Origin of the sequence: Salinisphaera sp. Q1T1-3 (genome assembly GCF_003602005.1) — a bacterium.
In the GTDB taxonomy this organism is placed as follows: Bacteria; Pseudomonadota; Gammaproteobacteria; order Nevskiales; family Salinisphaeraceae; genus Salinisphaera.
This window is the reverse complement of sequence record NZ_QZWD01000016.1, coordinates 77,562-89,191: the sequence shown is the minus strand read 5'-3', so window position 1 is coordinate 89,191 and position 11,630 is coordinate 77,562. Positions and strand designations below refer to the sequence as shown.

11 protein-coding genes are annotated in these 11,630 nt (G+C 63.8%); 5 read left to right on the top strand and 6 right to left on the bottom strand.

Annotated features, from left to right (window positions below; all coding sequences use genetic code 11):
- Nucleotides 1-366, top strand: a 366-nt coding sequence (locus tag D3260_RS14115) for an IS5 family transposase (RefSeq protein ID WP_120099248.1), incomplete at its 5' end; no start/stop codon positions are given.
- A 17-nt stretch (nt 367-383) separates the two neighbouring features.
- On the opposite strand, the gene D3260_RS14110 is transcribed toward D3260_RS14115, so the two are convergent.
- From D3260_RS14110 to D3260_RS14095, 4 genes are all read right to left on the bottom strand, one after another.
- Nucleotides 384-2,384, bottom strand: coding sequence for a UvrD-helicase domain-containing protein (locus D3260_RS14110; RefSeq protein WP_120099247.1), 2,001 nt, complete (start codon nt 2,382-2,384; stop codon nt 384-386).
- 98 nt (nt 2,385-2,482) lie between these two features.
- The gene (locus D3260_RS14105; protein WP_120099246.1) at nt 2,483-3,271 is read right to left on the bottom strand and encodes a TorF family putative porin; all 789 of its coding nucleotides are present in this window, start codon (nt 3,269-3,271) and stop codon (nt 2,483-2,485) included.
- 485 nt (nt 3,272-3,756) lie between these two features.
- Nucleotides 3,757-5,274, bottom strand: a complete 1,518-nt coding sequence (locus D3260_RS14100) for a YifB family Mg chelatase-like AAA ATPase (RefSeq protein ID WP_120099245.1) — start codon at nt 5,272-5,274, stop codon at nt 3,757-3,759.
- 25 nt (nt 5,275-5,299) lie between these two features.
- Nucleotides 5,300-5,539: an accessory factor UbiK family protein gene (locus D3260_RS14095; RefSeq protein ID WP_199671522.1), complete on the bottom strand. Its 240-nt coding sequence runs from the start codon at nt 5,537-5,539 to the stop codon at nt 5,300-5,302.
- Nucleotides 5,540-5,744: 205 nt separating this feature from the next.
- Between D3260_RS14095 and glnK the strand changes: the two genes are divergently transcribed.
- The 4 genes from glnK to D3260_RS14075 all read left to right on the top strand — a co-directional run bounded on the left by glnK (nt 5,745) and on the right by D3260_RS14075 (nt 9,367).
- Entirely contained in the window at nt 5,745-6,083 is a 339-nt protein-coding gene (gene glnK, locus D3260_RS14090; RefSeq protein ID WP_120099244.1) for a P-II family nitrogen regulator, read from the top strand.
- A 36-nt stretch (nt 6,084-6,119) separates the two neighbouring features.
- Nucleotides 6,120-7,403, top strand: a complete 1,284-nt coding sequence (locus tag D3260_RS14085; protein ID WP_120099243.1) for an ammonium transporter — start codon at nt 6,120-6,122, stop codon at nt 7,401-7,403.
- A 218-nt stretch (nt 7,404-7,621) separates the two neighbouring features.
- A complete protein-coding gene (locus D3260_RS14080; RefSeq protein WP_120099242.1) occupies nt 7,622-8,941 on the top strand; it encodes an ammonium transporter in 1,320 nt (439 codons plus the stop codon).
- Between the two features lie 87 nt (nt 8,942-9,028).
- Complete coding sequence (locus tag D3260_RS14075) at nt 9,029-9,367, top strand: P-II family nitrogen regulator (protein ID WP_120099241.1); 339 nt, start codon at nt 9,029-9,031, stop codon at nt 9,365-9,367.
- Between the two features lie 19 nt (nt 9,368-9,386).
- Here D3260_RS14075 and D3260_RS14070 read toward each other — a convergent pair whose 3' ends face one another.
- Both D3260_RS14070 and D3260_RS14065 read right to left on the bottom strand, forming a co-directional pair.
- On the bottom strand, nt 9,387-10,568 hold the full coding sequence (locus D3260_RS14070; protein WP_120099240.1) for a phosphatidylserine/phosphatidylglycerophosphate/cardiolipin synthase family protein: 1,182 nt from the start codon (nt 10,566-10,568) through the stop codon (nt 9,387-9,389).
- Complete coding sequence (locus tag D3260_RS14065) at nt 10,565-11,611, bottom strand: TIGR04283 family arsenosugar biosynthesis glycosyltransferase (RefSeq protein WP_120099239.1); 1,047 nt, start codon at nt 11,609-11,611, stop codon at nt 10,565-10,567. Before D3260_RS14065 ends, D3260_RS14070 begins: the two co-directional genes overlap by 4 nt.
- Nucleotides 11,612-11,630 lie beyond the last annotated feature (19 nt).

Genomic DNA, 11,630 nt, shown 5'->3' with positions numbered 1-11,630 from the left:
GCCTACGGCTTGCCGATCACCTTCGAGATCACCGGCGGTCAGATCAACGATTGTTCGATCGGGCCGAGCCGGGTCGACGCGATACCTCGCGTTGACATCATGATCGCCGATAAAGGCTATGACAGTCGTCGAGTCCGATCAGCGATCCAGACCCGATCCAGTTGGCCGGTCATTCCGCGCCGGCGTCATTCCAAGCGAGCCAATCCAGACTTCGATCGCGGTTTATACCGTTATCGACATCTCGTCGAGAACGCGTTTGCACGGCTCAAACAGTACCGTGCGATCGCGTGTCGCTTCGATAAATTAAAGACGCACTACGACGCGGTCGTCGCCATGGCATGTGCTCTGCTCTGGCTGCCCATGTGATGACACATCAACAGGCCCTAACTCCCCAGCATCGCCCGCAGGGCGGCGACTTGCGCCTTGTTCTCGTCACTGGCGCTGGCCTTGCTGCGTTGGCCGGTCTGGCTCGGCCAGTCGACTTCCTCCGACGGCAGCTCGTCCAGGAACCGACTTGGCGTCGCATCGGCATCCTCCCCGCCACGTCGTCGCTTGCGGGCATACGTCAAGGCCAGGCTCTTGCGTGCCCGGGTAATGCCGACATAGAGCAGCCGACGTTCTTCTTCGATGCGCTCTTCGTCCATGCAGGCGTGGTGCGGCAGCAGCCCCTCTTCCATGCCCACGAGGAATACGTGGTCGAACTCCAGGCCCTTGGCCGCGTGAAGGGTGAGCAGGTGCACCTGGTTCTCGACATCCTTTTCCGATTGATTGGCAAAATCGAGCAGCGAAAGGCGTCTGACGATGTCCCCCAGCCCCACCGGCGTGCCGTCGTCGTTTTCTCCGATCTGGCCGAGCCAGTTGAGAAAATCGTCGACGTTTTCCAGGCGTTTGCGGGCCGCTCGCGTATTGGCCGAGGTATCACGCAGCCAGTCGCGATAGTCGATGTCGGTCATTAGCTGAGTGACAAGCTCACGCGGCGGCGTGGATTCGCCAGCCATGGCCAGTTGCCGGGCCCAGTCGACGAACTCGGACAGACGCCGTCCGGCGCGGTCGCCGACGCCACCGGCCAGACCCACGCCCCGGGCAGCGTCGAACAGGCTGATATGGCGCGCCCCGGCGTACCGGGCCAGCGCTTCCAGCGTCGCCGGGCCAAGCTCGCGCCGCGGCAGGTTGATGATCCGCAGGAAGGCGGCATCGTCGTCCGGATTGACCAACAACTTGAGATAGGTCACCAGATCACGGATTTCGCTACGCTCGAAGAACGATCTGCCGCCCGACACGCGATACGGGATGTTGCGCTCGCGCAGGGCTTTTTCGAAAGCGCGCGATTGGAAATTACCGCGATACAGAACGGCATAGCCGCCGTAGGCATTACCGGTACGCAGCTTGTGCGCCGAAATCTCGCTGGCCACGCGTTCGGCTTCGGCGCCGTCGTCGCCGGCCGACAGCACACGCACCCGATCCCCCGGCCCCATCGAGGACCAGAGGGTCTTTTCATAGGCACGCTGGCTCGATTGGCCAATCAGATAGTTCGCCGCCGAGAGGACATTGCCCACCGAACGATAGTTCTGCTCGAGCTTGATGACCTTGAGATGCGGGAAATCCCGGGATAGGTCGGCGATATTCCCGGGGCGCGCGCCCCGCCAGGCATAGATCGACTGATCGTCGTCGCCCACAACGGTGAAGGCCGCCCGCGCACCGGCCAACAGCCGCATCATTTCGTACTGTGCGGCGTTGGTGTCCTGATATTCGTCGACCAGAAGATAGCGATAGCGGTTCTGCCAGCGCTCGCGCGCCGCCGGGTCATCGCGCAGTAGCTGTACCGGGATCGACAACAGGTCGTCGAAGTCCACGGCATTGTAGGCTTTCAAGCGTCGCTGATATTCCGCATACGCACGGGCCATGGGCACTTCCTTGCCACTGGCCTGAGCCTTCGCGGTCTCCGGGTCGACGAGAGCCGACTTCCAGGCACTGATGGCAGCGCGGGTTTCCTTGCGCAGATCCCCGTCGCGACCGACGAGATCGGCCAGAAGCTTGTCGGCGTCCTCGGCATCGAAGATCGAAAAGCGTGGCTTGAAGCCGAGCGTGTCGTACTCCGCTCGAATCATCGACAAACCCAGGCTATGAAAAGTCGAGACTGTCAGCCCCTTCGCGTCCTGTCCGGATATCAGGCGCGAGGCGCGCTGCTTCATTTCGCGCGCGGCCTTGTTGGTAAACGTCACCGCGATGATGCGATCGGCGTGATAACCGCGACCGATCAGATGCGCGATCTTGCGCGTAATGACACCGGTCTTGCCCGAGCCGGCCCCGGCCAGCACGAGCAATGGGCCATCCAGATACCGCATCGCGGCATCCTGCTGCGGATTGAGCTTGGGTTGCGCCATGGTCGGGCGATTCTATCAGGGCGGCTGCGCCGAATCGCGCCCCGCAAACAAACGAGCCGGCATGACGCCGGCTCGTCCCGCGACTGGCGAGGTCGATATCAGAACGACTTGCTGATCGTCCCGACTGCTGTGGCGCCACAGGTATTCAGACCGCCGAAGCAGTCCTGATCCGACAGATCCGTATCGATGTAGGCGACTTCCCAGTTCAGGCCGAACTGCTCGGTCGACAGCGCGATTTTCCAGTCGGTGTAATCCGGCGTACCCCAGACATCGTTGTCTTCGATGCCCTGATAGCCGACGTGCGCGGCCAGCGTCAGCCAATCGGTGAGCGGCGTGCTCACATCAAAGGCCGGATAATAGGATGTGCCGCTCTCGTTGTAATAGTCCGAGCTGACCGAAACACCGAGCGTGGCCGACAGACTCTGCCCGGTATAACTCACGCTCGGCGTGTATTCCCAGAAGTCGATCTCGTTGTTCGGACCGGCCGTGCTCGCGCCGGGGTAGTAGTAATAGAGAACATTGATACCGGCCGACCATTGATCGTTGATGGCGTAGTCATAACCACCGTAGAGATCCACCTCGGCCTGGGCGCCGTTATCGCCCGTGTAAGGACTGGGGTTGAAGTTATCGACATTGGAAGCCCAGGTCCCGAGATAGAACCCGGAATTCATGGTGTAGTCGAACCCGCCCTGGATAGCGAAATCCCGATCGGTCTGGGAGATGCCGCGGAAACGGTAGTCCGTGGTGAACGCGACGTTGGCGCTCACCGAGCCCTTGACTGCATCAAGCAGCGCGCTGTCGGTCGTCGAATTATCGGTTGCCGCCATGGCGGAACCGCTGGCCACAGTGGCGATGGCCGCACATGCGGCGACAAAATAGCGTTTCATGCGTGGTCTCCCTTGAACACGGTCTGACGATCGCGCGTGCCTGGTGAATCGACGCACCGGATGTACGCCGCCAGAAGAGAGAATGCGAAGTCTGTGCCATTTTCAGGTGCAAGATGAAGATCTTGCGCACCAGCACCGCCGCACGTGTGGCCGCGAAAAATAAAGCCCTTTCCGATCAGGAGCCTGTCGACTGACGCGCCGAGACGGCGTTGCACTCACAACCCACATGGCCACGATTGGGCAGGCGGCCAAGGCATCCGAGCCGCTTGGCGGCCGGCGGGTGATGCCCAATCCTTGCTGACCCGACCGACAACAGCCCTTTCGGCAATCCTTGTTACAGGCAATGGCGCGCCAGAGGCACGCCGGACCGCTGTCTAGGGCCTGTTGAGGTTTCGTGCGAGTCCGCGCCAAGCGCGCCCTGGAATTGACGATGGGCGGCAAGACGAGGCGTCGCAGGCGCCGCGCAGTCATGCGGCACCAGCCTGCTAGGGCGTGCTGATGTTTCGTTCGAGTTGCCGAAATCCGATCGCTTCAGCCACGTGGGCGGCCTCGATCGTGGGGGCATCGGCCAGATCGGCGATCGTGCGTGCCACGCGCAGAATACGGTGATAACCGCGGGCCGACAGCCCGAGCTGGTCGATCGCCCGAGACAGCAACCGCTCGGCATCAGGCGTACAGACACAGTGTTGATCGACCGCCGCCGCCGTCAGCGCCGCATTGCAGTCGCCGGAGCGCACCATGGCAGACTGGCGCGCACCAATGACGCGCGCCTGCACTGTACTCGAGCGCTCATTGGATTCGGCGGGCGCCATAAGCACTTTTTTGGTGATCGGCGCAACATGCAGGTGCATATCAATGCGATCGAGCAACGGCCCGGATAAACGCGATCGATAACGCGTGATGCGTTCATGCGTACAGTGGCATCGCCCCGACGCGTCGCCGAAATAGCCACAGGGGCACGGATTCATGGCCGCCACGAACAAGAAGGATGCCGGAAATTCCGCTTGCCGGGCGGCACGCGAAATCACGATCTGGCCCGATTCCAGGGGCTCGCGCAGCACTTCGAGGACTTTCCGATCGAATTCCGGCAACTCGTCGAGAAACAACACGCCCCGATGGGCGAGCGTGATCTCGCCCGGTTTCGGCGTTGAACCGCCGCCGACAAGCGCCACGCCGGATGCCGTGTGATGCGGTGCCCGAAAAGGGCGACGGCCCCACTGTGCGGCTTGGAAACCGTTCGGGGTGATCGAGGCGATGGCAGCAACCTCCAACGCCTGTTCTCGCGTCATCGGCGGCAGCAGACCGGGCAATCGTGAGGCCAGCATGGTCTTGCCGGCGCCGGGCGGGCCGATCATCAACAATGAGTGACCGCCCGCTGCGGCAATCTCGAGTGCCCGCTTGGCCTGTGGCTGCCCGCGCACGTCGGCGATATCGGCCAGACGATCATCGCCAGCCTCGACCGTGGCTGCTTCCGGCGCGCGCCACAGCACCTCATCACCGACCAGACTCTGTGCGACATCACTCAGGTGCACCGCCGTGAGGGCGGCATCGTCGGCGGCGAGCGCGGCTTCATCGCCGTTGACGGCCGGCAGGACGAGACGACGCGACCGCCGGCTCGCGGCCAGCGTGGCCGGCAGGGCACCGCGCACACTGCGTAGCGCGCCCGATAACGACAGCTCGCCCAAAAATTCGTAGTCCGACAGCGCCGCCGCCGGAATCTGCCCCGAGGCCGCCAGAATGCCGAGCGCTATCGCCAGATCGAATCGCCCGCCCTCCTTCGGCAGATCGGCCGGCGCCAGATTGACAGTGATGCGTCGGGTCGGAAATTCGTAGCCACTGTTGGCGATCGCCGCCCGCACGCGATCCTTGGATTCCTTGACCTCGGTTTCGGGCAGCCCGACGATCGCCAACGCCGGCAGGCCGCCGGCCAGATCGACTTCGACCGCCACCTCCGGCGCCGCCAGACCGGTTTGTGCCCGGCTGTGGACCGTGGCGAGCGTCATGCCCGGCCGGGCCGGCAGACCGCACTCACTCGCTTTCCCGAGATTCCAGCGCCTCGACGCGGGCTTCCAGTTCGGCCAGTCGCGTGCGCGCGTGTACAAGCATGTCGCGGGTGGCCTCGAATTCCTCTCTCGAGACCAGATCCAGCTCGGCGAGCTGGGACTGGAGCACAGCCCGGAAATTCGTCTTGAGCTCTTCGCGCAGCGGCGCGACCTGCGGCGGCAGTGCGTTGGCCAGCCGATTGGCCATGTCTTCGATCGAGCGCACGAGGGATTCCTCGAAAATATGTTGAAGACACAGCTTGCCCGCTTTGCCACAGCCGGCGCAAAACCGGCTTTCTTGCCACGCGTTCTCGCCCGTGCACCAAATTGGCACGGTGAGTGCAAGTGATTACAGACAATCGCCGGCACCGCCTGACATCGCCACCGATGCGGCACGCGGATTGTGTTTTTAGGCGTGACAGGAGTCAGAAATGAAATTGATCGCAGCCATTATCAAGCCGTTCAAGCTCGATGAGGTCCGCGAAGCGCTTTCCGAGGTGGGGGTGCAGGGCATCACGGTGACCGAGGTCAAGGGGTTCGGTCGCCAGAAAGGGCATACCGAGTTGTATCGCGGCGCCGAGTACGTCGTCGACTTTCTGCCGAAGGTCAAGATCGAGGTCGCCGTCGAGCATACCGAGCTGGATACCGCCGTCGAAGCCATATCCAAGGCCGCACACACCGGCAAGATCGGTGACGGCAAGATCTTCGTGAGCGAGCTGGAACAGGTGATTCGAATCCGCACCGGCGAGACCGGCCAGGACGCGCTCTAACCGCGGGCCGCCCACAACCGAGACGAGGGAAACGATATGCAAGACCAGATTTTCCAGCTCCAGTACGCCATCGACACCTTTTATTTCCTGGTGATGGGGGCGCTGGTGATGTGGATGGCCGCGGGCTTTTCCATGCTCGAAGCCGGCCTGGTGCGCGCCAAGAACACCACGGAAATCCTGACCAAGAACATCACGCTCTATTCCATCTCGTGTCTGATGTACATGATCTGTGGCTACATGATCATGTACGACGGGAACTGGTTCCTGAGCGGCATCAGCGGCGGCTCCTCGCTGGTTTCAGACGCACTGGCCACATCGGCTCAGAACGGATTCGACGGCTCTTCGGTCTATGCCGACGCGGCCGATTTCTTCTTCCAGGTCGTGTTCGTGGCCACCGCCATGTCCGTGGTCTCCGGGGCCGTGGCCGAACGCATGCGCCTGTGGGCATTTCTCGGCTTTGCTGTCGTGATGACCGGGTTCATCTATCCGATGGAGGGCAGCTGGACCTGGAACGGCGCCTCGGTGTTCGGGCTGTACAACCTGGGTGATCTCGGATTCTCCGATTTTGCCGGTTCGGGCATCGTCCACATGGCCGGTGCGGCGGCCGCGCTGGCCGGCGTGCTCCTGCTCGGTCCGCGTCAGGGCAAGTTCCGCCCCGACGGCCGTGTCTCGGCCATTCCGGGCGCCAACATGCCGCTGGCCGCGTTGGGCACGCTGATTCTCTGGATGGGCTGGTTCGGTTTCAACGGCGGTTCCGTGCTCAAGCTCGGCGACATCACCAGTGCGAACTCGGTGGCAATGGTCATTCTCAACACCAACACCGCGGCGGCCGGCGGTCTGGTCGCCGCTCTGCTGCTGGCGCGTGCCATCTTCGGCAAGGGTGATTTCACGATGGCGCTCAACGGCGCGTTGGCCGGCCTGGTCGTGATCACGGCCGAACCGTCGACGCCGACGCCGCTGATCGCCACGCTGTTCGGCGCGGCAGGCGGCATCCTGGTGGTGCTGTCGATCCTGCTGTTCGACAAGATCAAGATCGATGATCCGGTCGGTGCGATTTCGGTCCATGGCAGCTGCGGCCTGCTCGGCCTGCTGGTGGTGCCGATCACGAACCCGGAAGTCACTTTCGTCGGCCAGATCGTCGGCGCGCTGACGATCTTCATCTGGGTGTTCGTCACGAGCCTGATCGTCTGGGCGCTGATCAAGTTCACCTTCGGTATCCGGGTATCGCCCGAAGAAGAAGCCGAAGGTGTGGACCTGTCGGAAATCGGCATGGAAGCCTATCCGGAATTCACGTCCGGCGGCAGTCGCCGCACCGCCTGAACCGGCGGTCTCGATCGCGGGTTCCTGCCGGAACCCGCGCTTCGTTCAGGGCCCCTTCTTCAAGGGGCCTTTTTTATGCCCGGCGTCCACGCAAAGCTCATCCACCGGGCATTTTCAAAGCGTTTGCCCCTGCGCGAAACGCACACTTTTAGTGCAAATAATGAGAGATGGACGGCTTATCGCTATACTTCGGTGCAAATTTTGTTGATTGCACCGTAATGCGCAATGTCCTGTCTCGCGGCTGGGCACGCCGGGCGTTTGTCGTCGTCACCGCCGCCCTGCTTGCCTCGCCCGCGTTTGCGGCCCCGCCCCATGCCATCGACAAGGCCGATACGGCCTGGGTGATGGTCGCCACGGCGCTCGTCCTGTTCATGACCCTACCGGGGTTGGCGCTGTTCTACGGCGGCTTGGTGCGCTCGCGCAACGTGCTTTCGGTGCTCATGCAGTGTTTTTCGATCTGTGCGATCGCCTCGCTTTTGTGGTTCGCCGTTGGTTATTCGCTGGCGTTTTCCGGTGATGGGGCCTGGATCGGGGACCTGTCTCACGTGTTTCTGGCCGGGATCAGCCGCACGGATGTCAGCGGCACGATTCCCACCATGCTGTTCGTGCTCTATCAGATGACGTTCGCGGTCATCACCCCGGCCCTGATCATCGGCGGTTTTGCCGAACGGCTGCGCTTTTCGGCGCTGCTCTGGTTCTCCTCGGCCTGGCTGCTTCTGGTCTACGTCCCGGTCGTGCACTGGGTCTGGGGCGGCGGCTGGCTCGCGCAACTCGGTTTTCTCGACTTCGCCGGCGGCACCGTGGTCCATATCACCGCCGGTGTGGCCGCGCTGGTCGCCGCGATCGTGGCCGGACCACGCCTGGGGTTCCAGAAACGTGTCATGGCGCCTCACAACCTCACCATGACGGTATCAGGGGCCGGCATGCTCTGGGTCGGCTGGTTCGGCTTCAACGGCGGCAGCGCGCTGGCCGCGAACGGCCAGGCGGTCACGGCCATGCTGGTCACCCATCTGGCCGCGGCAGCCGGTTGTGTGGCCTGGATGGCTGCCGAATGGCTGCGTTTCGGCAAGCCCAGCGTGCTGGGCATCGTTACCGGCATGGTCGCCGGGCTCGGCACCATCACGCCGGCGGCCGGCTACGTCGGGCCAGGCGCGGCGATCGTCATCGGGCTCGCCGCAGGTGTGGTCTGCTTCGCGGCGACGCTGTTCGTCGAGCGCGTTCTGCGCATCGACGATTCGCTGGATGTGTTTCCAGTGCACGGGGTCGGTGGCATGCTCGGCACACTGGCTGCCGGCGTGTTTGCCGCGACTTCGCTGGGCCCGTTCTCCGGCTACGGCCTGTCCGATGCCGTTAGCGGGATGGCGGGCCAGATCGGCGTGCAATTGCTGGGCCTGGTCGTGGTTCTGGTCTATACGGCGGTCGTGAGCTGGGTGCTCTTCAAGATTCTGGATGCCACACTGGGGCTGCGCATCGGTGCGGAAAACGAAGACATCGGCCTGGACATCACCGAACACGAAGAACGCGGCTATGATCTGTAAGGTGTCATGACTGCGCGTCGGTCGTCTTCGCGCCGCCAAGACGACCGACACCTGACAGGCCCCGGCATTCCACGAGGAGAATATTCGATGAAGATGGTTACAGCGGTCATCAAACCGTTTCGTCTGGACGATGTGCGCGAAGCACTGGCCGAAATCGGGGTGCACGGCACCACGATGAGCGAGGTCCGTGGCTTCGGCCGTCAGAAGGGGCACACCGAGCTGTATCGCGGCGCCGAGTACGCCGTGGATTTCCTGCCCAAGATCAAGCTCGAGATCGCGGTCGACGAGGAACGCGTGGACGCTGTTGTCGAAGCGATCATCGGGGCGGCCAAGACCGGCCAGATTGGCGACGGCAAGATTTTCGTCACGCCGCTCGATCAGGTGATCCGTATCCGGACCGGCGAGACCGACCGCGACGCGATCTAGGGCGCGTCGAGCCAGGCGCTCAGGCCTGGCTGGCCAGCCGGCTGCCCGCCCATTCGCGCAGGCGCTGCCACGGGCCGCGGCGGCGCCAGTTTTCGAGATCGATGCGCTCGGTGCGCTTCAGGTCGTCGTCGTAATCGGCCGACAGCCGTTGGGCCATGTCGGCATTCACGGCCGTGACGACGATCTCGTCGTCCTTGCCCATCGAACGATGATTGAAATTGGCTGAACCGACCACGGCCACCATATCGTCGATCAATACGGTCTTGGCGTGCATCATCGTCGGCTGATAGCGATACAGGGCCACGCCGGCCGCGGCCAGCCGCTCGAAGGTGGCCTCGGCGGCCATCGTGGCCACACGCGAGTCGTTGTGGGGGCCGGGCATGAGCACATCGACCGCCACACCACGCGCACAAGCGGCCTCCATCAGCCGCATGAGCCTTTCGTCCGGCACGAAATAACCGGTGGCGATGCGCACGCGCTGGGTTGCGATGACGAGCGCGAGCCGAAAGATGGTCGAGACATCGCTGTAGGCCACCGCCGCCGAGGTGCGTACGACCTGCAGCGCCACGCCGCCCGCCGCCTCGACCTGACGCGTCGGGCGAAACAATGGCTCGCCGCCGCGCCCGGCTTCCACCCAGTTGGAGACGAAGGCCGCCCGCAGTCCGTCCAGTGCCGGCCCGCGGATCCGGAAGTGTGTCTCGCGCCATTCGTCGGGCGTACGGGCATCGCCCTCCCATTCGGCCGCAATACCCACGCCGCCGGTGAAGCCGACTTCGTCGTCGACCACCAGGATCTTGCGATGGGTCCGGTTGTCGATCTGCCAGATACGCCAGCGTGCCTTGGGCCGGAACCAGGCTACCTCCACGCCGGCCTCGGTGAGCTGTTCGACGACCGAGTCCGGCATCCATTGCGCGCCGAACGAATCCAGCAGCACCCGCACCGCCACGCCCTCACGCGCCCGCGCCGCCAGCGCCTCACCGAAGCGTTCGGCGATCGGCCCCTGCCAGTAGATGAAGGTCAGAAACTCGATCGTGTCGCGAGCCTGGCTGATCGCCTCCAGCATCGCCGGAAAGATGCGATCGCCGTTGACGAGCACATCGACCGCGTTGTCGTCGGTGAAAGGCACACCCAGTGCAGCCTCGAAGGTGCGTCGATAGTCGTGGGCCGAGCGCGGAGCATCGGCAGAAGCACTGTCGTTCATGTCGCCATCGTAGGCAAGCCTGACCGCCGGTGGAATAGCCGGAAACACCAGGCCGGCCCGAACACCACTAATGCCAGTACGAAAAACAGCACGACTCGGACGATCGACCCGCCCGGCAGACGGGCGGTCACGCTGTCGTGGCAACGCGTGATCGGCCTGCTTCTCCCGTCCGTACGGCCGCATAGGACATCGAGCGCGAGCGCGACCTGCCAGCTCTGGCCGCGTAGTGCATCGGCCAGGCGCCAGAGCGCCGCTGCGCGGCCGACCGGCCGCTGAGCCTCCAGAGTGGCCAGTGCCAGACGCACGAACGGCCGGAGTGCCAGCGCTCTCGTCTGGCTCTGACGTGCATAGACACCCGGTGCCGCGTCGAAGAAGGAGTCCAGCTCGGCCACATACATCGCCATGATCAGCCCCATCAATGCATACCGCCGCATCGGCCCCTCGACGGCGAAACGACGCGCCGAGGTCTGCAGGCGATGCGGCAGACAGACGAGCCGAGCGCGGGGCCGGATGCGTGCCACTATCCGTTGATCCTCGAGAAAGGCCAGGTGCTGCTCGAAACCGCCAATCGCCTCGAATAACGCACGGCGCAAGAGCAGCCCTTGATCGCCGTTGATCGCATAGCGTCGGCCGCTCGCGGTCTTGGCCGCCATGAACCGATAGAGAAACCCTGGCGCCGGCTCGCCGTCGATCGCGAATTCGAGCGGAAAATGCCCGACACTGTCCGGGCCGGCAGCCTCGAGACAAGTCAACGCCGCAGCCAGCTGGCGCGGCGAGCTGAACCGACTGTCGGCGTGCAGAAACAGCAGCCACTCACCCGTGAAGTCAGCCGCCCCGGCGTTCATCTGTCGCCCGCGACCGGGCCGCGCTGGGCGCCAATCCACGCCGCGTTCGGCACAGACGCGGCGCGTGGCGTCGCGCGATCCCCCGTCGGCGACCACGATCTCCGGATCAACCGCCTGCTGTGCCGCGAGATCATCGAGCAACCCGGGCAGCGTCTCCGCCTCGTCGATCGCCGGGATGACGATCCGCAGGTTCGTCATGTCGTGGGCTGCGGCATCG